The organism is Poseidonocella pacifica (assembly GCF_900111875.1).
In the GTDB taxonomy this organism is placed as follows: Bacteria; Pseudomonadota; Alphaproteobacteria; order Rhodobacterales; family Rhodobacteraceae; genus Poseidonocella; species Poseidonocella pacifica.
The window spans coordinates 25,676-51,548 of sequence record NZ_FOJU01000009.1; the positions used below are offsets into that span (position 1 = coordinate 25,676).

Annotated in this window: 25 protein-coding genes; 4 read left to right on the plus strand and 21 right to left on the minus strand. The window is 61.0% G+C overall.

Translation table 11 applies throughout. The features are described from left to right. Window positions 1–25: 25 nt before the first annotated feature. The 11 genes from BM234_RS16910 to BM234_RS16960 all read right to left on the minus strand — a co-directional run bounded on the left by BM234_RS16910 (window position 26) and on the right by BM234_RS16960 (window position 9,274). The gene (locus BM234_RS16910; protein WP_092066964.1) at window positions 26–991 is read right to left on the minus strand and encodes an ABC transporter permease; all 966 of its coding nucleotides are present in this window, start codon (window positions 989–991) and stop codon (window positions 26–28) included. Between the two features lie 3 nt (window positions 992–994). Then, window positions 995–2,089 carry an ABC transporter permease gene (locus tag BM234_RS16915; RefSeq protein ID WP_092066965.1) on the minus strand — a complete coding sequence of 365 codons (1,095 nt, stop codon included), beginning with the start codon at window positions 2,087–2,089 and terminating at the stop codon, window positions 995–997. After that, window positions 2,082–3,716, minus strand: coding sequence for an ABC transporter ATP-binding protein (locus BM234_RS16920; RefSeq protein ID WP_092066966.1), 1,635 nt, complete (start codon window positions 3,714–3,716; stop codon window positions 2,082–2,084). Before BM234_RS16920 ends, BM234_RS16915 begins: the two co-directional genes overlap by 8 nt. Before the next feature lie 5 nt (window positions 3,717–3,721). Then, complete coding sequence (locus tag BM234_RS16925) at window positions 3,722–4,711, minus strand: BMP family lipoprotein (RefSeq protein ID WP_092066967.1); 990 nt, start codon at window positions 4,709–4,711, stop codon at window positions 3,722–3,724. 176 nt (window positions 4,712–4,887) lie between these two features. After that, a complete protein-coding gene (locus BM234_RS16930; protein WP_175501313.1) occupies window positions 4,888–5,301 on the minus strand; it encodes a GNAT family N-acetyltransferase in 414 nt (137 codons plus the stop codon). Further along, window positions 5,298–5,870 (minus strand): tRNA (adenosine(37)-N6)-threonylcarbamoyltransferase complex dimerization subunit type 1 TsaB, encoded by a 573-nt coding sequence (tsaB, locus tag BM234_RS16935; protein WP_092066968.1) that lies wholly within the window; start codon window positions 5,868–5,870, stop codon window positions 5,298–5,300. Before tsaB ends, BM234_RS16930 begins: the two co-directional genes overlap by 4 nt. Further along, window positions 5,867–6,433 (minus strand): NifU family protein, encoded by a 567-nt coding sequence (locus BM234_RS16940; RefSeq protein WP_092066969.1) that lies wholly within the window; start codon window positions 6,431–6,433, stop codon window positions 5,867–5,869. Before BM234_RS16940 ends, tsaB begins: the two co-directional genes overlap by 4 nt. Window positions 6,434–6,588: 155 nt before the next feature. Beyond that, window positions 6,589–6,930, minus strand: a complete 342-nt coding sequence (locus BM234_RS16945; RefSeq protein ID WP_092066970.1) for a hypothetical protein — start codon at window positions 6,928–6,930, stop codon at window positions 6,589–6,591. A gap of 294 nt (window positions 6,931–7,224) precedes the next feature. After that, window positions 7,225–7,680, minus strand: coding sequence for a universal stress protein (locus tag BM234_RS16950; protein ID WP_092066971.1), 456 nt, complete (start codon window positions 7,678–7,680; stop codon window positions 7,225–7,227). A 63-nt stretch (window positions 7,681–7,743) separates the two neighbouring features. Continuing rightward, the gene (locus BM234_RS16955) at window positions 7,744–8,604 is read right to left on the minus strand and encodes a branched-chain amino acid aminotransferase (RefSeq protein ID WP_092066972.1); all 861 of its coding nucleotides are present in this window, start codon (window positions 8,602–8,604) and stop codon (window positions 7,744–7,746) included. A gap of 181 nt (window positions 8,605–8,785) precedes the next feature. Further along, entirely contained in the window at window positions 8,786–9,274 is a 489-nt protein-coding gene (locus BM234_RS16960; RefSeq protein ID WP_092066973.1) for a VOC family protein, read from the minus strand. A gap of 178 nt (window positions 9,275–9,452) precedes the next feature. On the opposite strand from BM234_RS16960, the gene BM234_RS16965 reads away from it, so the two are divergent. Next, the gene (locus BM234_RS16965; protein ID WP_175501314.1) at window positions 9,453–10,001 is read left to right on the plus strand and encodes a L,D-transpeptidase; all 549 of its coding nucleotides are present in this window, start codon (window positions 9,453–9,455) and stop codon (window positions 9,999–10,001) included. Between the two features lie 2 nt (window positions 10,002–10,003). Here BM234_RS16965 and trpS read toward each other — a convergent pair whose 3' ends face one another. Beyond that, a complete protein-coding gene (trpS, locus tag BM234_RS16970) occupies window positions 10,004–11,044 on the minus strand; it encodes a tryptophan--tRNA ligase (protein WP_092066975.1) in 1,041 nt (346 codons plus the stop codon). 73 nt (window positions 11,045–11,117) lie between these two features. Between trpS and BM234_RS16975 the strand changes: the two genes are divergently transcribed. Continuing rightward, window positions 11,118–11,801 carry a rhomboid family intramembrane serine protease gene (locus BM234_RS16975; protein ID WP_092067010.1) on the plus strand — a complete coding sequence of 228 codons (684 nt, stop codon included), beginning with the start codon at window positions 11,118–11,120 and terminating at the stop codon, window positions 11,799–11,801. Window positions 11,802–11,808: 7 nt separating this feature from the next. Here the strand turns inward: BM234_RS16975 and BM234_RS16980 are convergent, their stop codons facing one another. The 6 genes from BM234_RS16980 to BM234_RS17005 all read right to left on the minus strand — a co-directional run bounded on the left by BM234_RS16980 (window position 11,809) and on the right by BM234_RS17005 (window position 18,417). Continuing rightward, window positions 11,809–12,771, minus strand: a complete 963-nt coding sequence (locus BM234_RS16980; RefSeq protein ID WP_092066976.1) for a LysR family transcriptional regulator — start codon at window positions 12,769–12,771, stop codon at window positions 11,809–11,811. A gap of 1 nt (window position 12,772) precedes the next feature. Next, window positions 12,773–13,828, minus strand: a complete 1,056-nt coding sequence (locus BM234_RS16985; protein WP_092066977.1) for an ABC transporter ATP-binding protein — start codon at window positions 13,826–13,828, stop codon at window positions 12,773–12,775. Next, on the minus strand, window positions 13,825–14,820 hold the full coding sequence (locus BM234_RS16990; RefSeq protein ID WP_092066978.1) for an ABC transporter ATP-binding protein: 996 nt from the start codon (window positions 14,818–14,820) through the stop codon (window positions 13,825–13,827). Before BM234_RS16990 ends, BM234_RS16985 begins: the two co-directional genes overlap by 4 nt. Before the next feature lie 3 nt (window positions 14,821–14,823). Next, window positions 14,824–15,786 (minus strand): ABC transporter permease, encoded by a 963-nt coding sequence (locus BM234_RS16995; protein ID WP_092066979.1) that lies wholly within the window; start codon window positions 15,784–15,786, stop codon window positions 14,824–14,826. Further along, entirely contained in the window at window positions 15,783–16,763 is a 981-nt protein-coding gene (locus BM234_RS17000; protein WP_092066980.1) for an ABC transporter permease, read from the minus strand. Before BM234_RS17000 ends, BM234_RS16995 begins: the two co-directional genes overlap by 4 nt. A 94-nt stretch (window positions 16,764–16,857) precedes the next feature. Further along, on the minus strand, window positions 16,858–18,417 hold the full coding sequence (locus BM234_RS17005; protein ID WP_092066981.1) for an ABC transporter substrate-binding protein: 1,560 nt from the start codon (window positions 18,415–18,417) through the stop codon (window positions 16,858–16,860). Window positions 18,418–18,640: 223 nt separating this feature from the next. Between BM234_RS17005 and BM234_RS17010 the strand changes: the two genes are divergently transcribed. After that, complete coding sequence (locus BM234_RS17010) at window positions 18,641–19,219, plus strand: TetR/AcrR family transcriptional regulator (RefSeq protein WP_342714737.1); 579 nt, start codon at window positions 18,641–18,643, stop codon at window positions 19,217–19,219. Between the two features lie 13 nt (window positions 19,220–19,232). Next, entirely contained in the window at window positions 19,233–20,213 is a 981-nt protein-coding gene (locus tag BM234_RS17015; RefSeq protein WP_092066983.1) for a zinc-binding dehydrogenase, read from the plus strand. Window positions 20,214–20,298: 85 nt separating this feature from the next. Here BM234_RS17015 and murJ read toward each other — a convergent pair whose 3' ends face one another. From murJ to BM234_RS17030, 3 genes are read right to left on the minus strand one after another with little or no spacing between them, the layout of a single operon-like run. Further along, entirely contained in the window at window positions 20,299–21,837 is a 1,539-nt protein-coding gene (gene murJ, locus BM234_RS17020) for a murein biosynthesis integral membrane protein MurJ (RefSeq protein WP_092066984.1), read from the minus strand. A gap of 12 nt (window positions 21,838–21,849) precedes the next feature. Next, on the minus strand, window positions 21,850–24,669 hold the full coding sequence (locus tag BM234_RS17025) for a [protein-PII] uridylyltransferase (protein ID WP_425439249.1): 2,820 nt from the start codon (window positions 24,667–24,669) through the stop codon (window positions 21,850–21,852). Then, window positions 24,629–25,807, minus strand: coding sequence for a penicillin-binding protein activator (locus tag BM234_RS17030; protein ID WP_092066986.1), 1,179 nt, complete (start codon window positions 25,805–25,807; stop codon window positions 24,629–24,631). Before BM234_RS17030 ends, BM234_RS17025 begins: the two co-directional genes overlap by 41 nt. Window positions 25,808–25,873: the final 66 nt, after the last annotated feature.

Sequence of the window (25,873 nt, forward strand, 5' to 3'; positions counted from 1 at the left end):
AGGCCGTGATTGCCATTGCACAGGATCAACGTTCCTTGACGTAGGGCTCCCCACCGGCACGGGGGGGGATGGCCTTGCCGACAAAGCCAGCGAGGATCACCACGGTCAGGATATAGGGAAGGGCATCCATGAACTGCACGGGAATCTCGAAGGCGCCGAGGTCGATATTTTGATAGCGAAGCGCAACGGCTTGCAGCAGCCCGAAGAGAAGGCAGGCCCCGAGTGCATACCAAGGTCGCCATTTTGCAAAGATAAGCGCGGCAAGGGCGATATAGCCCCGTCCCGCCGTCATGTCCTTCACGAAGCCAGCCTGTAGCCCGGTGGCAAGGTAAGATCCGGCAATCCCACATAGAATCCCGCAGATTCCAACCGCTGCATAGCGTAATCCGACGACCGAAACACCGGCGGTATCAACCGCCTCCGGGGCTTCGCCCACGGCCCGCAGGCGCAAACCAAAGCGCGTCCGAAAGAGTATCCACCACGTCAACGGCACGGTCGCGAGGGCGACATAGACAAGGATTGAATGGCCGGAAAGCAGTTCGGAATAGATCGGTCCCAGAACCGGAACGTTGGCCAGTGCGTCGGCAAAGGGGAGCGTGATCGGTTCGAACCGCCCACCGCCGAACAGCGATGGCGTTCGCCCACCCTGGCTGAACCAGTCTTGAGCAATCAGCACTGTCATACCGGCGGCAAGAAAGTTTATCGCAACGCCGGAAATAAGTTGGTTTCCCCGAAACGTGATGGAGGCAAGACCGTGCAGCGCGGATAGGGCCAGAGAGGCCGCGATCCCCGCCAGAAGGCCTAGCCAGACTGAGCCTGATGTATATGCGACGGCGGCGGAGAAAAATGCCGCGGCCAGCATCTTGCCTTCAAGCCCGATATCGAAAATCCCGGCCCGCTCTGAAAAGAGCCCTGCGAGACACGCAAGCAACAACGGCGTAGCAAGACGCAGGGTGGAGTCGAGTATTTGGACGATGGTGAGCAGGTCCATGGCTCAGCTCCCTTTACGTCGAAAGGTCAGGAAGAGGCGTTCCAGCGGCATGCGTACCATGTTGTCGAGGGCACCGGTGAAGAGGATCACGAGCGCCTGTATCACAACGATGAGTTCGCGCGGGATCGAGGTCCAGAGCGCAAGCTCCGCGCCGCCTTGATACAGAAATCCAAAGAGGATTGCCGCGAAGAAGACCCCGAGCGGATGGTTGCGGCCCATGAGCGCAACGGCGATTCCGATGAACCCTGCGCCTTCCACGGCATTCAGAACGAGGCGTTCCGCCTCACCCATCACGTTGTTGATCGCCATGAGCCCCGCGAGCCCGCCGGAGATCAGCATGGCGATGATTGTGATCTTGACCGGGCTGATCCCCGCATAGCGGGCGGCTGGTTCGGAATGGCCAAGAGCGCGGATCTGATACCCGAGCTTCGTACGCCAGATCAGCAGATAGACGAAGATGCAGGCGAGGATGGCAATCACAAGGCTGACGTTTGCCGGCGCCGCGCGCGAAAATTCGATGCCAAGCGGCGCGAGCAACTCATGCAAGGTGGGGAGTTTAGCGGCATCGGGAAAGCGCGCAGTCGCCGGGTCCATGCTGCCTTCGGGGCGCAGGACATTCACCAGCACATAGTTCAAAAGGGCGGCCGCGATGAAGTTGAACATGATCGTCGTGATGACGATATGACTGCCCCGTTTTGCCTGAAGATAGGCCGGAAGGAACGCCCAGGCGGCACCGAAAAGCGCGGCCATGCCGCACGCAGCCAGGATCGCCAGCGACCAATGCGGCCAAGGAATGTAGAGACACGCGAGCGCCACCCCAAGACCGCCCAGAGTAGCCTGACCTTCGCCACCGATGTTGAACATACGTGCGTGAAATGCAACTGCCACCGCGAGGCCGGTGAAGATGAAATTGGTCGCGTAATAAAGGGTATAGCCCCAGCCATAGGTCGACCCGAGCGATCCGGCAACCATGAGTTTGACTGCCGCGATCGGGTCCTCTCCGATCCCGATAATGACAAGGGCGGACAACGCTGCCGCGAGGATGAGAGAGATCAGCGGGACGAGAATTGCGTCCGCCCAAGCTGGCATTCTATCCATTGTGCGCGGCCTCCTCTTCGGCCTGCTTGCGGGCCATCATTTCGTCCACCGCCTCGATCACCGGCTTGTCAGGCTCCCCTTGGATGCCTGCCATCAAAAGGCCGAGCTCTCTTTCGTCGGTCTCATGCGGAAGCCGTTCACCCATGATCTGGCCATCGAACATGACGGCCACACGGTCGGAGAGCGACATGATCTCATCCAGTTCCACACTGACGAGAAGAATCGCCTTGCCCTCGTCGCGAAGGCGAACAATCTGTTCGTGGATGAACTCGATCGCGCCGATATCGACACCTCGGGTCGGCTGCCCGATCAACAGCAGGTCAGGATTTCGCTCGATCTCCCGCGCGACGACGATCTTTTGCTGGTTGCCACCAGAGAAATTCTTGGCGGCGAGCCGTGGATTGGGTGGGCGTACGTCGAACCGGGACATCTTGCCTTCGGTATCGGCCATCATTTCGGCGTGGCTCATGAAGATACCAGCGCCGAACCGTGGGTCGTTGTGGTACCCAAAGGCGATGTTTTCCCAAGCGGCAAAGTCCATGATCAGACCTTCCTGCTGGCGGTCCTCTGGAACGTGCCCGATCCCGCGCGCCCTGCGCGATTGACCGTCGGAGTATTTGCCCGAAAGGTCGATGGATGCGCCGTTGACCCGCACCATGCCCGTGGCCGCACATATCCCGCCAAGCACCTGAAGAAGCTGAGACTGTCCATTCCCGGACACACCAGCGATCCCGAGAATTTCGCCCGCGCGCACATGCAGGTCGATCCCCTTGAGACGAACGACACCGGCCTCGTCGGTTACGGTAAGCCCTTCGACTTCCAGGACTTTCTCTCCCGGATTTCCGGCCTTTTTCTCAACCCGCAGCAGGACCTTGCGGCCAACCATCAACTCGGCCAGTTCCTCGGGACTCGTCCCTTCGGTCTTGACCGTCGCTGTCATTTCGCCACGCCGCATGACGCTCACCGTATCGGTGATGTCCATGATCTCCCGCAGCTTGTGCGTGATTAGGATGATCGTTTTGCCTTCGCGGCGCAGGTTGTCGAGAATTCGGAAAAGGTGGTCGGCCTCCGCAGGGGTAAGCACGCCAGTCGGTTCATCAAGGATGAGGATATCGGCCTGACGATAGAGAGCCTTGAGAATCTCGACCCGCTGCTGATGCCCGACGCTGAGATCTTGAATCAGCGCGTCCGGATCGACGTTCAACTCGTATTCTTCAGCGAGTTGCTTCAACACGCCTCGTGCCTTGGCGAGCGAGGGGCGGAGCAGGCGACCGTCCTCGGCCCCGAGAATGACATTCTCAAGGACCGTGAAATTCTGGACGAGCTTGAAGTGCTGAAACACCATGCCGATGCCAGCCGCGATGGCAGCCTGACTATCGGGGATTTCGGTCTTGCGCCCGTTGATGAACACCTCACCGGCGTCCGCCTTGTAGAACCCATAGAGGATCGACATGAGCGTGGATTTCCCCGCGCCGTTCTCGCCGATGATTCCATGGATCGTTCCGGGCATCACACGGATCGAAATGTCCTTGTTCGCCTGAACCGGACCGAAGGCCTTGGAGATGCCTTTTAGTTCAATGGCAGGGGCGGCAGTTGCCTGCCGCCCCGTATCGAGTTCTTGTGCCACGGGCGCTATTCAGCCGGGCAGGAGCTGTCGGCCATGTAGTCATGCACGACAAGTTCTCCGGAGGAAATCTTGGCCGCGGCCTCGTCGACGGCTGCTTTCATTTCCTCGGTGATGAGGTCTTTGTTGTGCTCGTCCAAGGCGTAGCCGATGCCGTTGTTTCCAATCCCCATCACGTTGATGCCGGTCTCGAGGTCTTCGCCGGAGGTAAACGCCTCATAGACGGCCACGTCGACGCGCTTGAGCATGGAGGTCAGGATCTTGCCCGGGTGCATGTAGTTCTGGTTGCTGTCGACACCGATCGAGAGGATGTCCTCATCCGCCGCGGTTTGAAGCACGCCGACACCGGTGCCACCTGCGGCAGCATAAACAACATCAGCGCCTTGGGAGATCTGCGCCTTTGTCAATTCGGAGCCCTTCACAGGGTCGTTCCATGCGGCGGGGGTCGTGCCGGTCATGTTCTGGATGACTTCAGCGTCGGCGTTGACTGCCTTCACGCCCTGTACGTAGCCGCAGGCGAATTTGCGGATCAGGGGGATATCCATGCCGCCGATAAAGCCAACCGTGCCGCTTTCAGACGCCATGGCCGCCATCATCCCCACGAGATAGGAACCTTCGTGCTCATTGAACACGACCGAACGGACGTTGGGGGCATCCACGACCATGTCGATGATCGCGAATTTCGTGTCGGGATAGTCGGGTGCAACCTGACCGAGCGCGTCACCAAAGGCGAAGCCGGTCATGACGATCGGGTTCGCGCCGGATTCAGCGAAGCGGCGCAGGGCCTGTTCGCGCTGTGCTTCGGACTGAAGCTCAATCTCGCGGAAGCTGTTGCCGGTCTCGTCGGCCCAAGCCTTGGCCCCGGTGAAGGCGGCCTCGTTGAAGGATTTGTCGAACTTGCCGCCAAGATCGAAAATCAGCGCAGGCTCGGCCATTGCGGCGCCCGCGGAAAGGGCAAGCGCAGCGGTCGCGCCAAAAAATTTCTGCATTCGGGTCATAGGACTCTCCCAGTTGGTCATTCACGCGCGTGGCCCGCTGACCGGGCTTTTCCGTACCACCGTCCGGGGAACGGGGCGCCAGCGTGATCGCCCGCAATTTAGGACGTAGCGCAGCCTGAGGGTCAATAGATTTTTACCGTTCACGCAATTTGACTTCGCGTTTCTGCAATTTTCCCTTAGGTCAACGGCTTATGCATGAGCAATGCGTCTACGGGGCCGCCACTGGCACGGGGGTAGTATCCGGGCCGCCGTCCCGCCTGAGCGTATCCGGCGGACTGGTAGAGCGCGATGGCCGCTGTATTGTCTTCGGCCACCTCCAGAAATGCCCGCTCGGCGCCTCGGCAGCGGGCATCTTCTTCCCAAGCGATCATAAGGCGGCGCGCTCGTCCTTGCCGCCGAAGCTGCGGATCGGTGGCAATCATCAGAAGTTCGGCTTCGTCCAGGATTACATGAGCAAGGGCGAAGGCCCCCTCATCTGTCTTGAGAAGCGTGTAGGGAGACGCCAGAAGCGCGTCGAACTCTGCGGCGGCCCAAGGGCGTTGCCCGGTCATGGCCCGAAGGTGCAGCGCCGCCAGGTCTTCTGCCGTCACTCAACAACCTCAGGCGCGGTATCGCGGGGAGGGGCGGCATCTGCTGCGCGGACATAGAGCGGCGCGGGCGGGGTACCATCATGGGGCAGTCGTTGCGCCGTGATACGGGCGATCCGTTCGGCCATTTCCTGCGGTGCAGGCAGTGTGCGTGCGTCTGGAGCATCCGTTTCCGCCACCAGGTATGGCGCGGCATCATCGGATTCGCGCAGATAAACCTGCCCGCGCGGTGCGGGGACGGTCGCGGCCCCTGTTGCACCGTTCAGGGCGATGTCAAAGCTATCGACGCCAATTGCAGGGATATCGAGGGCAAGCGCCAAACCGCGCGCTGCGGAGACGGCAATACGGATACCGGTGAAGTTGCCCGGGCCGATCCCGACGCCAATCGCATTGAGCTGCGGCCAGTTGATCCCCGCCTCCGCCATCAGGGTTTCCATCACCGGCATAAGGCGTTCAGCCTGCCCGCGTGTCATCTCTTCTGCAGTACTGGCAAGCACGGTCTCCCCGCGCAGCAAAGCGGCCGCGCAATGCGCGGCCGATGTGTCAAACGCCAGAATGAGTCGATCCGTCACAGGACGCCAACGGGGCGGACCTCGGTCACTTCAGGAATGTAGTGACGCAGTAGGTTCTCAATCCCCATCTTCAGGGTCAGGGTGGACGACGGGCACCCGGCACAGGCACCTTGCATGTGCAGGTAGACAACGCCCCGCTCAAACCCGTGGAACGTTATGTCGCCACCATCCTGCGCGACAGCGGGCCGAACGCGGCTGTCGAGGAGTTCCTTGATCTGGCCGACGATCTCCGAATCCTCACCGCTGTGCTCTGCGTGGCCGGAGTCCATCTGGGCATCGTCGTTCATGACGGGACGGCCCGATTGGAAGTGCTCCATGATGGCGCCGAGGATTGCGGGCTTTACGTGATCCCACTCGGTGTCATCGGCCTTGGTCACCGTAACGAAGTCGTTGCCGAAAAAGACACCCTTTACGCCAGCCACCGAGAAGATCCCGCTGGCAAGCGGAGAGACTTCCGCACCTTCGGGGCTCGGGAAATCCGCTGTGCCCGTCGCAAGGACTGTTTGGCCGGGCAGGAATTTCAGAGTCGACGGGTTCGGTGTGGATTCAGTTTGTATGAACATTGGCGCCTCCGGGGTTATGGTAGGGATATGCTGGGCATGGGGGCTGCTGTCAAGGTTTGGAACCGTTCTAAAGTTTGAAATGGCGGCATATCGGTATCCACAAACGAAAAAGGCCGACCCCGAGGGGCCGGCCTGTTCCGCGAGTGAAGCGTAGCTTAGCGAACTTTCACGCTCAGACGCTCGGTGGCGAGCACGTCGTTGCCCGAGGAGATCACGGCGAGGACGTCGCCTTTGATCTTGTCGTTGAGGTTCACTTTGACGTTGCCGTTGGCGCCGGCTTGAACAGGTGCGGTGCCGAGCACTGCGCCCTGCTCACCGAGGCGGTAGTCATAGATAGTGACGATTGCGTCGGAGTCGGCGCGGACCACGTCGAGGTTCACGTAGGTGCTCTCGAACTGGGGCTCATCAACGGTCGTGACATAGTTGGATGCGGCCGATGCGATCGTCGCGGTGCCGGCGGTCAGAGCGAAGGCGGCGGCTGTGAGAAACTTGGACATTTCGAATTCCTTTCGGGTTTGCGTCGTAAATCTTGTCGCTGTGCTTGGGGTGCTGCCCGTTGCTGCGATGAGAGGGAATTGGGGGTGAAACCGCCGAAAGGAAAGACGTGCCGGGGTCACAACGATGCGCAGGTTTTGTGATCGAAAATCGCCTTGAAACTGACGGGCGCCGCATGCGAACCCCGGCGGTGCGCGCGGTATCCGGCGACTGTGCATCAGAGCGCAGAACTGTGAGGTCCGCCCGTTTTTGCGATCACGGCAGCGTGAGATTGCCGTCAGAATAAATTTTGAAAATCAGGTGATGCTTTCAAGTTTATCTTTGCTCAGGTCCCCCGGAACCACTGTGATGGGCACAGGGAGACTGCCTGAGGACTTGATGAGCTGAGTCACAAGAGGTCCGGGGCCGCTCTTTTCGCTTCCCGCGCCTAGCACGAGTACCCCGATCGAAGGATCGTCATGGATCTGGGCAAGGATTTCGGGCACCGGCTCCCCCTCGCGGATGACGAGTTCGGGATGGACGCCCTGACGATCTCGCATCCATTTGGCGAAAACCTCGAAATGCGCTTCGATCCGGTCACGCGCCTCTTCGCGCATGATGTCGCTGACGCCGATCCAGTGGTTGAATTCCTCAGGGGGAATGACGGCGAGGATCGCGATCCCGCCACCGGTATGGGCCGCACGCATTGCGGCAAACCGCATTGCATTGAGGCATTCGCGACTGTCATCGAGAACGACGAGAAACTTGCGCATCACATGGTCCTTTCGCGCGGATCATGCCCGCTCAGGGCCGCGCAGGCAACCGGCACGAATGGATCAGGCGCTTGCCGCCCAATCCCAGTAGAGTTCGCGCGCCCGCCGCGTGATGGGTCCGATCTCATATTGACGGTCCTCAAAGGCACTTACCGGGGTGACCTTCATGAGGTTGCCGGACAGAAACACTTCGTCCGCACCCTCGAAATCGGCGAAGGTCAGCACGGTTTCATGTACCGTGATCCCGTCGGCACGCAGGTTCGAGATATGGCGTGCGCGGGTGATCCCCGCGAGGAAGGTGCCATTGGGAACGGGTGTAAAGACTTCGCCGTCCCGAACCATGAAGACGTTGGCGGACGCACTTTCCGCGACATTACCGAGCGCGTCGGCGACAAGAGCGTTGCCAAATCCCTTCGACCGGGCCTCCGCCAGCATCCGCGCATTGTTCGGATAGAGACATCCGGCTTTGGCGTTCACGACATTGTCGGCAAGCAGCGGGCGGCGAAATTGAGTGCGGGTGAGGGTCGTCGCGGCATCCGGATCGGCCATGGGGATGGCCTCGAGGCTGATCGCGAAGCCGGTCGCACCTTGCTTCGGAACGATCCCGAGGTAGTCTCCCTCCAGCGCCCAATACATGGGCCGGATATAGATCGCCTGATCAGGGCGATAGGCTGCGAGTCCCTCTTGGACGATCGCGATCATGTCTTCGGCGCTCACCGTGGGTGTGATCATCAGCGCCTCGGCGGACCGGTTCACGCGCGCGCAATGCGCGTCGAGGTCCGGGGTCAGCCCGTTGACCGAACGCGCCCCGTCAAAGACAGTCGTTCCCAGCCATGATCCGTGATCCCCCGCGCGCATGACGGCAACATCGCCCTCGTGCCAGCGTCCATCGAAATAGGTGCGCAGATCGGTTCCTGTTGCCATGTCGCCTTGTCCCCCGTTGACTCGGCGGCGACACTAGCGACCGGGGCCGCAGAGTAAAGCAGGGACCAAAGGAAACGCCCCCGGCATGGGGACACCGGGGGCGAAAACGTCTAAATTGGCAGGTTATCGAAATGATATTGGCGCTTCACGGTGCGCCCTTCTCCCATACTGCGGAGATGCGTCAGATTCGTGACGGTGCCGCCAGCAAGGCTTCGATATCGAGAGGGGCGTTCACCATGGCGAGGTTGCCTTCGGCGTCCCGTGGCCAGTCGGTCTCGGGACGATCACGGTAAATCTCAATGCCATTCTGGTCTGGGTCGCGGAAATAGAGCGCTTCGCTCACGCTGTGATCCGCAGCGCCGTCGATCTCTATTCCGGCGTCCAGCACCCGTTGCAAGGCCTCGGCAAGCGCGCGGCGATCGGGATAGACAAAGGCCACATGGTACAGGCCGGGCGCACGTCTGGGTCCGGGGGCGGCACCTGCGCTGTGCCACGTATTGAGCCCGATGTGATGGTGATAGCCGCCGGCCGAGAGGAAGGCCGCCTGCGTTCCATGGCGCGTGATAAGGTCAAAGCCCATCACATCGTGGTAAAAGGCGATGGACCGGTCGAGATTGGACACCTTCAGGTGAACGTGGCCAATGCGGGTTTCTGGATGGGCGCGGCTCATGGTGGTCTCCGGGTTGATCGTACCCCCTGAAGCTAGGCAAACAGGCTGCGCAACAAAACGCTCACGCGCGCAGAGGCCATGCGCGCTTTTGCGTAGCTCGCAATTCTGCACGGTATCGTGATTTGTGAATATGACTGCGTGGTGGTTCGTGTGGGAAGAGGCAAGCAAGGAGATACGCATGCGATACAATGGGCTTACGCGCCGCCGATTGCTCCTGACAGGTGCGGCGGCTGGTGTTGCGGGGATGGCAGAGGCTGCATCGACCCGGCACAACCTTTCGAGCTTTCGCGCCGTGCGCTGGCAAGAGCATTTCGACACGCTTCGAAACGGTGCGATCCTCGCGGATACGCAATCACGCGCGCTGCATTACTGGTCGGAGGACGAGAGCTTCTACAAGGTGTATCCGACGTCCGTTCCGATCAGCGAAGAGTTGACGAAGCGCGGCTATACCGAAGTCGTGCGCAAGGTCGAGGGCCCCACCTGGACGCCGACCCCCTCCATGCGCGAACGTGATCCTTCGTTGCCACCGGTGATCCCGGCAGGCCCTGAAAATCCGCTCGGGACTCATGCGCTCTACCTCTCATGGCAGTATTACCGCATCCACGGGACCCACGACACGCGCAAGATCGGCCGCCCGTCATCGGATGGCTGCATCGGGCTTTATAATGAGATGATCGCAGAGCTTTACCAGCTGGCGACAGTCGGCACGCAGGTTCGGCTGATCTGATCTCAGGGCTGAAGGAAGCCGACGATTTCGTAGGTTTGCTTCAGCACCGGCTCGGCAATCGCCCGCGCTCTCAATGCACCCCGTCCGAGGACGCGGTCGATTTCCGAAACATCGTCCATGAGGCGGTTCATTTCCCCGGTGATCGGGCTGAGAATTTCCACCGCGAGATCAGCGAGCAAGGGTTTGAACTCCCCGAACTGCTTGCCGCCCATTTCCGCGATCACGTCTTCGGCGGTGCGGTTCGACAACGCGGCATAGATATTGACGAGGTTGCGCGCCTCGGGGCGATCCTTCAGCCCCTCAAGCTCGGAGGGCAGCGGCTCGGGATCTGTCTTGGCCTTGCGGATCTTTTTGGCAATCGTGTCGGCATCGTCACTCATGTTGATGCGGGAGGCATCCGAGGGATCGGATTTCGACATCTTCTTGGTGCCGTCGCGCAGGGACATGACGCGCGTCGCTTCGCCTTCGATGACCGGATCGGTCATTGGAAAGAAGTCCACGCCATAGTCATGGTTGAACTTCGCGGCGATATCGCGCGTCAATTCAACATGCTGTTTCTGGTCGTCGCCAACCGGGACGTGGGTTGCGTGATAGATCAGGATGTCCGCCGCCATGAGCGAGGGATAGGCATAAAGGCCGAGCGAGGCCTTCTCGGCGTTCTTGCCAGCCTTGTCCTTGAACTGGGTCATCCGGTTCATCCAGCCAATCCGCGCCACACAGTTGAATACCCACGCAAGTTGCGCATGCTCGGGCACCGCCGATTGGTTGAAGAGAATGGCCTTTTCGGGATTGAGCCCCGCAGCAATATAGAAGGCGGCAAGCTGGCGCGTACGCAGGCGAAGCTCCGCAGGGTCCTGCCAGACGGTGATCGCGTGCAGATCCACCATGCAGTAGAGCGTTTCGGGAAATTCATCCTGCATGGCGACAAAGCGCCGCACGGCACCGAGATAGTTGCCAAGGGTCAAACCACCCGACGGTTGCACCCCGGAAAACACCCGGGGGGTGAATTTCGCCGTTGCTAGGCCTTGAGCTGCCTCTGTCATGGGGAACTCCGTCTGGATTTATGGTCTGCGGTGGCTTATCGGTGCGCCGCAACCCCGTCAAGCGAGGCACCTGATGCACGACAACGACGCAAGCCCGGTCAACCCGCTACCACCGGTGGTCTGGGCCCTGTTCCTGCTGATCTTCGGGGTGGAAATCATCCTCTCCCTTGCCTCCCGTGGGCTTATTGGCGGAGCGGGGGGAGTCGGCTGGCGGCTCGAAGCGCTGAGCAGTTATGGGTTTTCCAATGAGTGGATGAGCTTCGCGGTAGAGCGCGGCGCGCTCGGGTTGGATACGCTCAAGCGCTTCGTCACCTATTCCTTCGTCCACGGGGCGTTCACGCAAACGCTCTTTGTCGGGGTCTTTCTGCTCGCACTGGGCAAGTTTGTGGGGGAGGTCTTTCACCCTGTCGCTCTGCTCGCGCTCTTTATTCTGTCGGGAATTGGTGGCGCGCTGGTCTTTTGGGTGTTTGGGCCGGAGCAGGGATGGCTCATCGGCGGCTTCCCTTCGGTCTACGGTCTCATTGGCGGCTTCACCTATCTGATGTGGCTTCGCCTCGGCGCGTTGGGACAGACCCAGCTTATGGCGTTTCGACTGGTCGGGGTGCTGTTGGCGATCCAGCTTCTGTTCGGGTTGCTGTTTGGAGGTGGTTCCGATTGGATCGCCGACTTGGGCGGTTTCGCAACCGGATTTCTCTTCTCAATCCTCCTCGCACCCGGGGGACTGTCGCGGTTGCTCGCGAAGATGCGTCAGCGGTAGAAGCCGCTCAGCGCCGCAGCGGCGTAACACTGGCGCCGGCTCTTGCGACCGGTTCGTCCCCGGTCTCCGCAAGGAAGTGCTCCCACAGCGGTTGCAGCGCCGGTTTGGTATTGTCGCGCCGGCGATAGAGGCGGATTTCCAGATCGGTTTCAAAGGCCGGGCCGCCGGCGCGGACGAGCGCGCCGCTTTCCAGTTCAGCGTCGCAGAACCGGGACGGAAGCCACCCAAGCCCGAAACCTTCGAGGATGAGGGCCTTGACCGAGCTGGACAGCGCATTCTGACTTACCAACAGGGTGTTCGCCGTCCCGCTATGGGCCATCAGCAAATCATCCACGATGGGGCGCAGGACGGAGGCGGTGCCGTAAGAGATCAGGGGAACCCTGCTCTTGTCTGTGTTGGGCAGGCGAAAGAGCGGCGTGCGATCGGGACCGGGACGTGCAACCGGGATGAACCTGTCCCGCGCCAGACAGATGTGATCGAAGCCTTTTTGATCCAGCGGCGTGAGGAAGCTCAGGGCGGGGTGCCAATAACACAGCATGAGATCGCACCCCCCTTGCACCAATGATCCCACGAACTTTTCAGCGGGCCAGGAGACCGAGCCCAGCTCGACCGACAACAGCCCCCGATCCACCTGCGGTTGGATGTGGCTGCCATGATAGGTGGTGTAGAGTGACTGGCTCGCCGCGAGGCGAAGGACGCGGGCATCCTCGGCATCCGCAATCTGGCAGCGCTCGATGGTCTCTTCCATCTTGCGCAGCATGCTCTGGGCCTGCCCGAGGAAAATCTCGCCCGCCGGAGTGAGGCTGAGGGGAAGTGTGTCGCGGTTGATCAGTTGTGCGCCGACAGCGTTTTCAAGCGCGCGAATACGGCGCGAGAACGCGGGCTGGCTTACGTGCCGTTCTTCGGCGGCACGGGAAAAACTCAGGGACGCGGCGAGAGAAATGAAATCTCTCAGCCAGTTGAATTCCACGTCAGACAGCCTCCTGCAGGGTCATTCCTGCATCGGTGCGCCCTTCCTCAACCGCGTGGCAGGCAACCAATGCGCCGTCACTTTGCGCGAATGGCTCAGGTTTTTCAACGCGGCATCGGGCGTTGGCAAGCGGGCAGCGGGTCTGGAACGGGCATCCGGGGGGCAAATCAATGGGCGTCGGGATCTCTCCCTTGAGGCGGATGTGGCTGGGGCTGTCGTCGTTGAGGGAGGGCACGGCGGACAAAAGCGCCTTGGTATAGGGGTGTTTCGGGGCGGAAAAGAGCGTGCGGGTATCGGCGACTTCGCAGATGGATCCGAGGTACAGCACCACCACACGGGTGCCGAAATGTTCAACCACGCTCAGGTCATGGGTGATGAAGAGATAGGTGATGTCGTGCGCTTCCTGCATCTCCAGCATGAGGTTGAGCACCTGCGCCTGAATGGAAACATCGAGCGCGGAGATCGGCTCATCCGCGACGATGAATTCAGGGTCGACGGTGAGGGCCCGCGCGATGGCGATCCGCTGACGTTGCCCGCCCGACAATTCGTGGGAATAGCGCGCCGCCCAAGTGGGATCGATGCCCACCGATTTCATCACCTTCGCGATCTTGTCGCGGATCTCTCCCGATCCAAGGCCGGGATTGTGATAGCGTGTCGGCTCTTCGAGGGTCTGGCCGATGGTCATGCGCGGGTTGAGCGAGGCATATGGGTTCTGAAACACCATCTGGATCTTGCTGCGGATCGGCAACAGGGCCTTGCCCCGCAAGGTATCGATGCGCTGACCGTCGTAGTGGATCGACCCGCCACTTGGGGTCAGCAGGTTCGCCACCATCCGGGCGACGGTGGATTTTCCGCAGCCGGATTCACCAACCACGCACACCGCCTCACCGCGGCCCACGTCAAAGGAAATATCGTTGACCGCATGCACCGCGCGCGTATCCCGGCGCAGCTTCCCACCGCGAAACTTCAGACTCTCAAGAAAGCCGCTGTCGACGTCGAAGCGCTTTTCGAGGTTACGGATTTGCAGCAGCGGCCCGTCTTTTTGTTCGGGGGTCATTGTGCGCCCTCCAGTTCGGCCAGTTCGGCGTGCAGTCGTTTCACCTCGTGGCAGGCAACCTGAACCTCGCCGAACTGGGTGATCTCGGGCATTCGGGCACGGCAGACGTCGGTGGCCAATTCGCAGCGCGGATTGAAAGGGCATCCGGGCGGCATGGTCGAGAGCGTCGGCATGGAGCCGGGGATCTGTCGCAGCCGGGTGCCCGGCGGTGTTTGCTGCGGCAGGGCGTTGATCAGGCCCTGGGTATAGGGATGCTGCGGGTCGTTAATGATGGCGCGGGTCTTGCCGCTTTCGATGATGCGGCCGGCATACATGACCAGCGTGCGTTCGGTGACCTGACTGACCACCCCGAGATCATGGGTGATCAGCATCAGCCCCACCATGTTGGACCGGCACATTTCCAGAAGCAGTTCCATGATATCGGCTTGGATCGTCACGTCGAGCGCGGTGGTCGGCTCATCCGCGATGATAAGCTGCGGGTCGAGCAACAGCGCGATGGCGATCACGATCCGCTGACGCATTCCGCCCGAAAGCTCGTGCGGATATTGGTCCAGCCGGGCCTCTGGGGAGGGGATGTACACTTCCTTGAGCTTGACGAGCGAGATCTGACGCGCGTCGTCATAGGAAAGCCGGCGATGCGCGCGCAGGGTTTCGATCATCTGTTGGCCGATGGTCAGAACCGGATTCAGCGTGACCATGGGATCCTGAAAGATCATGGCCATGCGGTTTCCACGGAGCCTGCGAATTTCCCGGTCGGACATCTTGGTGACGTCCTTGCCTTCAAAGAGGATCTCGCCGCTGTCGATGTAGCCGGGACGCGAGAGCAGGTTCATGAGGGCAAAGCCCGTGATCGACTTGCCCGCGCCGGATTCACCGACAACGCCGACACGTTCGCCGCGCGCCACGTCGAAGGAGATGCCGTGCAGCGCGGTGACGGGAGTGCCGCGCGTGCCAAACTTTACGGTGAGATCCCGAACGGAGAGCAATGTCATGAGTCAGCCCTTGTAGAGTTTCGGGTTAAGCACGTCGCGGGTCCAGTCACCGAGCAGGTTGATGACCAGAACCAGTGTCACCAGAACCGCGCCGGGGATGACGGTGATCCACCAACTGCCCGAAAGGATGTAGTCGAAGCCCGAAGAGATCAGAGAGCCAAGCGATGGCTGGCTCGGCGGCATTCCCAACCCCAGAAAGCTCAGCGAGGCCTCGGAGATAATCGCGTTGGCGACCTGCACGGTAGAGATGACGAAGATCGGCGAGAGTGAGTTGGGCAGGATGTGGCGGAGCATGATGCGCCCCGGCCCGAAGCCAAGAACGCGTGCGCTGTCGACATATTCCTTCTTCTTCTCGGCAAGCACGGTCGCACGCACGGTTCGCGCGTATTGCGGCCATTCCGCAACCCCGATAACCGCGATCAGAAAGACAACAGCGTAGCGACTGAAGATCTCGGAGCCAAAAAGCGCCTGCGTCAGAGCGAGAAAGATGATCGCCACCATGAGGGTGGAGAAGGAAAGTTGAATATCGGCCAGCCGCATCAGCACGCTGTCGGTGCGCCCGCCGACATAACCGGAGATGAGACCAATGGAAATCCCGAGGAAGGCCTGCACCGCGACGGCGCAGACGCCGATTATGATCGACAGGCGTGTACCATAGAGGATTGTCGAGAGCAGGTCGCGCCCCTGATCATCCGTGCCGAGGCTGAACTCCGGCAGGGCGCCATAGACCCAGAATGGGGGGTATTCGCTGTTCAGAATGTCGATCTGGGCCGGATCATAGGGATCGAACGGAGCGATCAGAGGCGCGCAAAAGGCCACACCGGTGATGAGGAGGAAAATCGCCATGGAGACGATGGCCACGGGATTGCGGCGAAAGGAATAGGCGATGTTGCTCGCCCAGAACTCGCGCAGCCGCGACGGGCGGCGTATCGCGATGACGGGGTTTTCGGCGGTCTGGTCGGTCATGCGCCCATCCTCGCGAGTTTGACGGTCGGGTTGACCAGCCCATAGATCAGATCAACGATTGTGTTGGTCACCACGAAAATGAAGCCCACGACGATCAGGTAAGCGACGATAAGCGGCGTATCCACACGGTTTACCGCCTCAAGAAACATCGAACCCATCCCCGGCCAGCTGAACACGGTTTCCGTCAGGATCGTGTAGGCGACCATGGTGCCAATCTGGACGCCGCCGACGGTGATCACGGGCAGAAGCGTGTTTTTGAGCGCGTGCACGAAATAGATACGCCCCGGCGCGATGCCCTTGGCGCGCGCAAAGCGGACGTATTCGCTCTGCATCACCTCCATCATCTCGGCCCGGATCAGCCGGATGAACATCGGCAGCATGATGGAGGAGAGGGCGATAGAGGGCATGATGATATGGGCCCATCCATCGACGGTCAGAAAATTGGTGTCCCATGATCCGATGATGTGGACCGTCTCTCCGCGCCCGAAGGAGGGCATCCAGCCCAGTTCCACGGAAAAGAAATAGATCATCAGGATCGCGGTCAGAAACACCGGGATTGAGATGCCGATGATGGAGATGGCCATGATCGCCCGGCTGAGGATCGAGTTTGGCCGGATTGCCGTATAGATCCCGAGCGGCACGGAAAGACCGATGATGATGATCGTCGCACCGAAGACGAGTTCCATCGTGGCGGGAAGCTTTTTCAGGATCACCTCAAGCGCCGGTTCCTTGAAGAAATAGGAGGTGCCAAGGTCGCCCTGAAGCGCGCTGCCGAGGAAGCGCCAGTATTGCACCAGAAAAGGATCGTTCAGCCCGAGATCTTCGCGAAGCTGTTGCCGCACCTCTTCGGAAACGGATTGCCCCAGAAGCTCGCGCAGCGGATCGCCAAGGTTTCCTTGGATCGCAAAGGCAATGAGCGAGATCGCCAGCATCACGGCGATGGCCTGCAAGAGCCGTTTGACGAGGTAGGCAAACATCCCTCGGATTCCTTGTTGACAGTGATATGGCGCGTGGGCGCGAACGGTATGGCCGGTGGTCAGGGGGCGCGCGGGGCGCCCCCATCCGTCGTGATTACTCGGAGATCTTCAGATCGCCGAAGTAGGGGAAGTTGAGCGCGTTGACGATTTCGTCGGCGTTCATGCCCTCCTTGGCGCCCCACGCGAGGTTCTGCCAGTGCAGCGGGATGAAGGCGGCCTCATCATAGAGGATCTGCTCCAACTGCTGGAGGAGTTCGCCGCGCTTGGCCTGATCGGTTTCGGTGTTGGCCTGATCCATCAGCGCGTCGGCGTCTTCGTTGCAGTAATTGCCCGAGTTGTACTGGCCATTCCCGGTCTCTGCGTCGGGGCAGGCGGTCAGGAACTGGTGGAAGTTGGCCGAATCCTCGGTGTCCGCGTGCCAGCCGATCATCATCATGTCCGCCGACCGCTCATCGAACTCGGGCCAGTACTGCGCCTTGGGCAAGGTTTGCAGGTCTACCGTGATACCGATCTGCGACAGCATGGAGGCCACCGCCTGTGCGATCTTGTCGTCGTTCACATAGCGGTTGTTTGGCGCCATCATGGTGATGGAGAAGCCGTCAGCATAGCCAGCTTCGGCCATCAGTTGCTTGCCCTTCTCCACGTCAAAGCGCGGCTCTAGGCTTGCGATGTGGCCAAGATAGCCTTCGGGGGATGCCTGTGCGCCCACGGTGCCGAACCCGCGCATGATCCGATCCACGATGCCGGCGTTGTTGACAGCATGGTCAATCGCCTGCCGCACCTTGGGGTCCTTGAAGGCCTCGACGCGTTCCTGATTCATCTGGAACGTGATGATACGCGTGCCGGGCATAGTGATCAGGTTGACGCCTTCGGCATCTTCGAGGCGCTTGAGATCCGTCGGCGGGACCGGTGCGATGAAATCCACGTCCCCGGAGAGAAGCGCGGCCACGCGGGTCGGGTCTTCCTTGATGGGGGTAAGGACGATCTCGTCCACGTTGCCCTCGGATTCCGTATCCCAATAGCCGTCAAAGCGCTCGAAGGTTACCTTCACGCCCTGTTCCCGCTCGGTCACGATGAACGGGCCGGTACCGGAGATGTTGCGCGATGCAAAGCTGTCGCCGTGCTTGACGATCTCGCCCTTGTCCTTGCCGTCTTCGGTCGTGCCAGAGTAAAAGGCGCTGTCCATCGGGAAGATATACGTGGCGGTGTGCAGGACCAGCGGGAAGGGTTCCGCGGTCTTGAGGTCGATCGTATAGTCGTCGACTACCTCAAGAGCGGTGAAGGGGGCAAAGATACCCTTGAAGTCGGGGCTTTCCTTGACCCGGTCGAAGGTCCAGGCGAAATCCTTGGCTGTCATCTCGTTGCCGGAGTGGAACTTGACGCCCTCCCGCAGCTTGAAGCGCATGGTGGTCTCGTCAATCTGCTCCCAGCTTTCTGCAAGGCGTGCTTCGAACTGGAGATCCTGCGTCCAGCGTACGAGCGGATCGAAGGCCATGTGGTTGAGTTGCAGAGTGCCGCCGGAAAGCTGCTCGTACGGGTCGAGCGAAACCGGATCGGCATCGTAGGCGACGCGAAGGGTATTTTCGGCCATGGCGCCCCCCGCAAGCGCAATGGAAAGCGCAGCAGAAGCCACGCAGGATTTGAGGAAATTCATTTTATTTTCTCCCTGTCTTGGATGCAGCGCAGCCTAGGTAAGGGTGTAGCCGAACTGCAAATGCCGGTTTTGCATAGTCATATGCGCCCCGGGCATGGGGAGGGCATTGCGCGCCCGAAAACGGCAAGTCTTGGGCCGGGGTAAAAGAAATCACGTTCCAGACCTAGACGACCGGTCTATTTGTACTTACCTGCTGCTTATGACAGAGCAAAGAAAATCCGATTTGACGCGCCGCAAGATCCTCACCGCAGGGCAGGACCTGGTGCGACGCCATGGGTTCGGCGCGGTGGGATTGTCGCGCATCCTGTCGGAGAGTGGCGTGCCGAAGGGCTCCTTCTACTACTACTTCAGTTCGAAGGAGGCGTTCGGACAGGCGCTTTTGCAGGATTACGTCGATCAATACCTTCTACGCATCGACGCGCTCTTTGACGGGCCCGGATCGGCAGGAGACAGGCTACTAAAATTTTGGTCCGCCTGGCTTGCCGAGGGAAGAACGGAAGGCATCGCACAGCAATGCCTCGTTGTTAAACTGGGTGCCGAGGTCGCGGATCTTTCGGAAGGGATGCGCCACACGCTTGATGAGGGCGTTTCGCAGCTTCTGCGCCGCGTGTCCGCCGTGTTGGCGCAGGGCGTTGACGATGGGTCGATCCGCCGCTTTGACGACCCCGATGCGACGGCGCGCATGCTCTATGCCAAATGGCTGGGGGCGGCCATTCTCGTCAAACTTTCTGGCGAACAGACGCCCCTGCAACAGGCATTGGCCGACACGGTCCATGCTCTGTCCCCTGAAAATAAACTATAAAAGGATGATCGCCATGAAGGCAGCAGTACACGACACATTCGGCGACCCGGCAGAGGTCCTCTCTGCGCAGGAGATCGAAACTCTGAACCCGGGCCGCGGAGAGGTACTCATCAAGACCACGCTCTCCCCCATCCACAACCACGATTTGTGGACCGTTCGCGGGAACTACGGCTACAAGCCCGAACTCCCCGGTGCAATCGGCGGGTCCGAAGCCCTCGGCTTCGTGGAGAAGGTCGGTGAGGGCGTAGATGATACAATGATCGGCAAGCGTGTGACGGTGGCCGGGGTGCACGGATCTTGGGCGGAGTATTTCACGGCCTCTGCGGATAGCGTCCTTCCCCTGCCGGATGCAATTTCCGACACGGTGGGCGCACAGCTTATTGCGATGCCGTTCAGCGCCTTGTCCCTGCTTGAGCTTCTACAAGCAAAAGAGGGTGATTGGGTCATACAGACTGCGGCAAACGGCGCGGTCGGCAAGATCATGGTGACATTGGCCAAGGCGCGCGGCATTCACCTTGTGAACCTCGTTAGACGCCCCGAAGCCAAGGCCGAACTCGAGGCGCTGGGCATCGAGAATGTCATTTCGACCTCCGACAGCGATTGGGTAGAGGCGGCGAGAGCGCTGCTTGGTGAAAAAGGCGCGGTCTCGGCCATCGATTCAGTGGGCGGCGAGATTTCCGCCGACCTGGTCGAACTGTTGGGCGTGGACGGCGAGCTTGTGGTCTTCGGCACTGCGACCGGGGCACCGATGCCGCTGTCGTCCGGGACGATCATCATGAAACACATCACGATCAAGGGGTTCTGGGGCGCGCGGGTAAGCCGCGACATGCCTGCCGAAGATCGCAGCCGGTTGATCTCCGAGCTTGTCCAATTGGCGGCATCTGGCGATTTGATGCTCGACGATGGGGGCAGCTATTCGTTGGAGGACATCTCCGAGGCGGTGACCGCAGCGCTTACGCCCGGCCGGGCAGGCAAAGTGATGCTGCGCCCCTGATCACATGGGGGGCGCGCATGATCTGCCGTGAGGTCATGCGCGCCTTCACCTGATATCGCCTAAAAGAGCGGCACTTTCACGCGGTCTACCGGCGCAGGGCGCGTTTCAGTTCCCGAAGGGGAAGCCCGCCCAGAACATGCGCGGCGCCAAAATAGCTGATCGTGCCACAGGCGATCAGGATGAGCAGCGCCAGATAACGCCAACCTGCCGTGCCAAGCCACGGGCCGAGTAGCAAGTTGGCGGCCCATAGTACTGCGCCCATGAACACCGCCGCCGCGCAGATACGCGGAAGCCGATAGCGGAACCGGTCGTCGTATCGCGCGACTTCGCCCATGGGGCGCGCCCCGAAGTGAAGCAGCAGAACCATCGCCCAGCCCGCGATCGTGGTTGCAAGCGCCGTGGCGATCCAGCCCAGCACCGGCGCGAGGCCGATGGCCAGAACAGCGTTTACGATCATCGACACCACCGCAAAGTGGAAGGGTGTCCGCGTGTTTTCCCGCGCGAAATAAAGCGGCTGAAGAACCTTCTGAAAGACGAACGCCGGCAGGCCGAGCCCATAGATTGCGACCGCCATTGCGATTGCGGCGCTGTCGTCGGCGGTAGTCTGTCCGCGCTGGAACAGCACAGATACCAAAGGCAGGGGAATGACCACGAGGGCGACCGCGGCGGGAATGGTGAGGGCTAGGGAAATCTCTCCCGCGCGGGAAAACGCGGCTCTGCCCCCCGCCGTGTCACCGGCCTTCAGGCGCCGTGCGAGATCGGGGAGCAGGACGATCCCGACCGCGATCCCCACCACACCAAGCGGCAACTGATAAAGACGATCCGCTGCGTAGAGCCAGCCAACGGCCTTGTCGAAATAGGAGGCAACCTGCTGCCCGACGAGGAGGTTCACCTGCACCACTCCGCCTGCCAGCGCAGCGGGAACAGCCACACGCACCAGCCGGCGAAGTTCGGGTGTCAGGCGCGGGCGTCCGATCCTGACGGGATACCCGGCACGGGCCGCTGCACGCCATACCAATATGAGCTGACCCAACCCGGCCACGGGAATACCCCAGATCAGCGCATCTGCGACAGGGCCACCAAGCCAGTAGGCCACCGCCATCGCGGAAATGAGAATGAGGTTGAGTAGAACTGGCGCGGCGGCGGCGGCGGCAAACCGGCCGGTCGCGTTGAGAACACCCGAGAGGAGCGCTGCGAGAGAGATGAAAAGAACGTAAGGAAAGGCGATCCGGCCAAAGGTGATGGCCAGATCAAACTCCGGCTGCCCACGAAAACCGCTGGCCAGCGCCAAGATAGCCCAAGGCATGGCGATCTGTACCGCCAGGGTCAGAATGAGGAGTACCATTGCAAGTCCGGCAAAGGCATCGCGTGCGAATCCGACGGCATCTTCGCCGCCCTCGACCTTCTTCGAGAAGATCGGGACGAACGCCATATTGAAGGCCCCTTCGGCGAAGAAGCGGCGGAACATGTTGGGCAGGCGAAATGCCACCACATAGGCCTCATAGACCGGGCCAATGCCCAGCAGGGCAAGGATGATCGCGTCTCGCAAGAAGCCAAGCACGCGGGAAAGGAGCGTCCAGACGCCCACAGTAAAAACGCCCGACATCAGGCGGATCGGTTGCATTCTGCTATCCTGTCATGAAAGGGCGCGTTCGACGCCCTGCTCGATTGCCTCGCGCAATTTACGCTCCAGCGTTTTTTGCCGCGAGGGAGAGTGGAATTTGAGCCCGAACATATCCTTCACATAGAAGCTGTCGACAACCTGTTCTCCATAGGTCGCGATCACGGCGGAGGAGATGTAGACATTGGCGGCGGCCAGCGTTCGGGTTAGATCGTAGAGCAGGCCGGGACGGTCCCGCGTATCGACTTCGATGATGGTGAAGACTTCGGAGCCTTCGTTATCGAAGGTGATCGAGGTGGGGACCCGGAAGGCCTTCTCGCGTTTCTTGAGTTTATCCTTGGACTTGATGGCCTCGCGCGCGATGACTTCGCCCTTCAGGGTTTTGTGGATCATCTGGCGAAGCTTTGGCAGGCGTTCTTCTTCGTACGTGGTCCCGTCACCATCCTGTATCCAGAAGGCGGCCGTCGCATAGCCGTCCTTGGTGGTATAGGTGCGCGCGTCGACGACATTGGCACCGACAAGCGCCAGAGCACCGGCGAGCCGCGAGAAGATCCCCGGGTGGTCGGCCATGACGAAACATGCGCGCGTCGCGTCGCGGTCTTCGTCGATCTGCAGATCAATGGCCACTTCGTCGGCGTGTATGTCGCGCAGGAGATTGGCAAAAACGGCATGGGCCGTGACGTGCAGGCCTTGCCAATAGGGCGGGTAGTGGCGCCCCGTCTCGCGCTTGATGTCGCGGATCGGCCAATCGGCCAATGCCTCGCGCAGATTGCGTTTGGCGTCGGAGCCGCGTTGCTCTCGGTTGAGGGCCTCCAGCCCGCCTTCCATGGCACGCCGTGTCTGGCGATAGAGCCCGCGCAGGAGGGCGGCTTTCCAATTGTTCCATGTGGTCGGGCCAACGCCTCGGATGTCGCAAACCGTCAGGACGCAGAGCAGGTCGAGCCGCTCCTTCGTCTGCACTGCTTTGGCGAAATCGCGCACGGTGCGCGGGTCGGCGATATCACGCTTTTGGGCCATGTCCGACATGAGCAGATGATAGCGCACGAGCCACTCGACCGTGTCGACCTCCTTGGGTTTGAGGCCAAGCCGGGGGGCCACCTTGCGGGCAATCCGCGCGCCCAGAACCGAGTGATCCTCTTCACGGCCCTTGCCGATGTCATGCAACAGCAGGGCGGTATAAAGCACCTTGCGATTGATCCCCTCCTTGAGGATCGACGAGGCGATGGGCAATTCCTCGATCAGATCGCCGTGCTCGATTTCCGACAGGGTGCGGATGCATTGGATCGTGTGCTCGTCCACGGTGTAGCTGTGGTACATGTTGAACTGCATCATCGCGACGATCGGTTCAAACTCAGGGAGAAACGCCGCCAACAAGCCAAGCTCGTTCATGCGCCGCAGGGCGCGTTCGGGGCTGCCGTGCTTGAGCAGCGTATCAAAGAAGATCTTCTGCGCTTCGGGGGTCTGCCGAACGCTGTCGGTTATGAGATGCAGGTTGGAGGAGACGAGCCGCATTGCATCGGGGTGGATCAGCATGCCGGTTCGCATCGCCTCCTGAAACAGGCGCAGGAGATTGAGCGGTTCGGCAAGGAAAGCGAACTCGTTCTCAACCCCCAGCCGGCCATTGACGACCGTATACCCGTCGCGGACCTTGCGCCGACGGTTCAGAATCCGTTCCAGCAGGGGAGCCGATTTGACGTTTTCCGCCTCCAGCTTGGTCAGGAAGATCCGGGTCACGTCCCCCACGGCGGTGGCGTGGCGGAAGTAATCTTGCATGAAGTGTTCGACCGCGCGGCGACCTCCGCGATCCGTATAGCCCATTCTCTCGGCCACCTCGACCTGCAAGTCGAATGTCAGCTGTTCGGTCGGGCGGCCCGTGAGGAGGTGAAGATGGCACCGCGTGGCCCACAGGAAATTCGCCGCCTTGATGAAGCGATCGAACTCTTCATCGGTGAAGACCCCCAGCGGAACGAGTTCGGCCGCATCGCGCACCCGATGGATGTATTTCGCAATCCAGAAGAGCGATTGCAGGTCCCGCAGGCCGCCCTTGCCTTCCTTGACGTTCGGCTCGACCATGTATCGCTGGCCCTGTTTGGCGTGGCGACTGTCGCGTTCCGCAAGCTTGGCTTCGATGAAATCCTTCTCCGTGCCCCGGAAAAGGTCATTGACGAGCCGGTCGTGCAATTGGCTGGCAAGCGCCGCATCTCCGGCAAGCAAACGATGCTCCAGCATCGCAGTGCGGATCGTATAATCCTCTCGCCCAAGGCGAAGGCAGTCCCGGATCGTGCGGGAGCTGTGCCCGACCTTCAGCCGCAGATCCCACAGCATGTAGAGCATGGATTCGATGACATTCTCCGCCCAGGGTGTGATCTTGTAGGGCGTGAGAAAGAGCAGATCGACGTCGGATTGCGGGGCCATTTCACCACGCCCGTACCCACCAACCGCCAAGACGGCCAAGCGTTCGCCTTCGGTCGGACTGGGATTGGGATGCAGGTATTCCGTCGCGACCCGAAGCGCTGTCGTCACAAGACAATCGGTCAGGAAGCTGTAGGCGCGGATGGTTGGCCGGGCGGAGAAGGGCTTTGCCGTGAACCCGGCGGCGATGCTGTCCATCGCAGACTTCCGCGCGGCGAGCAGGATCTTGACGACGCGTTGCCGCAGATCGACCGCGCCATCCGCGTGGGTCACGGCGTCAGCAATCGCCGCGTCGATTGCGACGCGGTCAAACACGACCTCCGGCGGGACGATGAGTGCCATCGGCCCTTGGTGGGGGGCGTCTTGGGTCAGTGGGGCCGGGTCAGAAACCGGCGCCACCGAAGGAGACTGGGGCGGGGTCAAGAATGATTACCTGCTTTTCGCGGATCTGCGCTACGGCCAGTCCCCGCTGGTTGGTGCCGTCGGGGAACAGGCGGAACACGCCGTTGACGCCTGAGAAGCCCTGAGACTGTGTGAGACCAGCGCGGCCAAGCGCGTCGGGCCGCCCCGAACGAGCAAGTGCCCCCACCGCGGCGATCCCGTCATAGGCAAGCCCGGCGAGAGAATGCGGGGCGTTTCCGTAAGTTGCGGCATAGCGGCCGATCCATGCCGCGCTCCGCTGGCGGTCCGGCAGGGCAAAAATCCCGCCTTCAGCGCCGGGCAGGTCGAGGATCTGGGTTGATGCGGTCCAACGTGTCAGGCCCAGATACTGCGTCTGCTTCGGATCGACCCCCGCTTCGGGAAGGGAGGAGAGGATGAAGGGAAGGTCGGAATCCGCATCTGCCGTGGTGAAGATGGCCTCCGCGCCGGTGTCCTTCACGGCGCTTGCCACGCGGCTCGCCGCCGACGCGACGCCTTGCTGACTGAACGGATAACTGACTCGGGCCACGACAAGACCGCCCGCCCCTTGTACTGCGCGTTCGATCGCGGCTTCGCCCACTGTTCCTGCGGGCGCTTCGGAATGTACGGCGACGTAGCGCGACACGCCGCGTGTGCTCATGTAGCTGGCAAGCCGGCGGGCCGTGTCGTCAAACGTATTGCCCAGAAGGTAGACGTTGCCACCCGCGATGGTCGTGTTGTTCGAAAACGACAGAATGTTCACACCGCTGCCCGATGTGGCAATGGCTGCGGCGTTGGTGGCCTCTGCAAAGAGGGGCCCGAGGATGATCTGTGCGCCTTCCTGCACAGCCAGCACGGCCTGATCGGCTGCGCGCGCCGGGTTGCCTCCCGTATCATAGACCTTGAGCGTGATCTCCGCTCCCTCAAGGTCCGCGATGGCAAGGCGGGCCGCATTCTCAAGGCTATCGGCGACCGAGCTTGCGCCGGGATCGCTCTTGGGCACCAGAAGGGCCACCTGAACCGGTTCCGATGCGTCGAACGGGCGTCCACCACCCCCTGCGGTCGGAAAGGCCGAAGGATCGCAGGCGGCGAGCCATACCATCGAAAGCAGCGCGATGAGCTGCGCGAGGCGATTGCGGATTGGCTGGAACACGGCAAACATGATACGGGCTCTCCCTTGTCAGGCGACTTGGGGAGGCCAGCCCCCCTGAATTTCATTCGCCGAAAT

Bases quoted from the DNA above. Each gene is read 5' to 3' on its own strand.
- BM234_RS16940 (WP_092066969.1), bottom strand. From the start codon at position 6,433: ATGTTCATACAAACTGAATCCACACCGAACCCGTCGACTCTGAAATTC.
- murJ (WP_092066984.1), bottom strand. From the start codon at position 21,837: ATGCAACCGATCCGCCTGATGTCGGGCGTTTTTACTGTGGGCGTCTGG.
- trpS (WP_092066975.1), bottom strand. From the start codon at position 11,044: ATGACAGAGGCAGCTCAAGGCCTAGCAACGGCGAAATTCACCCCCCGG.
- BM234_RS17030 (WP_092066986.1), bottom strand. From the start codon at position 25,807: ATGTTTGCCGTGTTCCAGCCAATCCGCAATCGCCTCGCGCAGCTCATC.
- BM234_RS16985 (WP_092066977.1), bottom strand. From the start codon at position 13,828: ATGACCCCCGAACAAAAAGACGGGCCGCTGCTGCAAATCCGTAACCTC.
- BM234_RS17000 (WP_092066980.1), bottom strand. From the start codon at position 16,763: ATGTTTGCCTACCTCGTCAAACGGCTCTTGCAGGCCATCGCCGTGATG.
- BM234_RS16975 (WP_092067010.1), top strand. From the start codon at position 11,118: ATGCACGACAACGACGCAAGCCCGGTCAACCCGCTACCACCGGTGGTC.
- BM234_RS16950 (WP_092066971.1), bottom strand. From the start codon at position 7,680: ATGCGCAAGTTTCTCGTCGTTCTCGATGACAGTCGCGAATGCCTCAAT.
- BM234_RS16945 (WP_092066970.1), bottom strand. From the start codon at position 6,930: ATGTCCAAGTTTCTCACAGCCGCCGCCTTCGCTCTGACCGCCGGCACC.
- BM234_RS16925 (WP_092066967.1), bottom strand. From the start codon at position 4,711: ATGACCCGAATGCAGAAATTTTTTGGCGCGACCGCTGCGCTTGCCCTT.
- BM234_RS16990 (WP_092066978.1), bottom strand. From the start codon at position 14,820: ATGACATTGCTCTCCGTTCGGGATCTCACCGTAAAGTTTGGCACGCGC.
- BM234_RS16915 (WP_092066965.1), bottom strand. From the start codon at position 2,089: ATGGATAGAATGCCAGCTTGGGCGGACGCAATTCTCGTCCCGCTGATC.
- BM234_RS17015 (WP_092066983.1), top strand. From the start codon at position 19,233: ATGAAGGCAGCAGTACACGACACATTCGGCGACCCGGCAGAGGTCCTC.
- BM234_RS16955 (WP_092066972.1), bottom strand. From the start codon at position 8,604: ATGGCAACAGGAACCGATCTGCGCACCTATTTCGATGGACGCTGGCAC.
- BM234_RS16965 (WP_175501314.1), top strand. From the start codon at position 9,453: ATGCGATACAATGGGCTTACGCGCCGCCGATTGCTCCTGACAGGTGCG.
- BM234_RS16910 (WP_092066964.1), bottom strand. From the start codon at position 991: ATGGACCTGCTCACCATCGTCCAAATACTCGACTCCACCCTGCGTCTT.
- BM234_RS17005 (WP_092066981.1), bottom strand. From the start codon at position 18,417: ATGAATTTCCTCAAATCCTGCGTGGCTTCTGCTGCGCTTTCCATTGCG.
- BM234_RS16960 (WP_092066973.1), bottom strand. From the start codon at position 9,274: ATGAGCCGCGCCCATCCAGAAACCCGCATTGGCCACGTTCACCTGAAG.
- BM234_RS16995 (WP_092066979.1), bottom strand. From the start codon at position 15,786: ATGACCGACCAGACCGCCGAAAACCCCGTCATCGCGATACGCCGCCCG.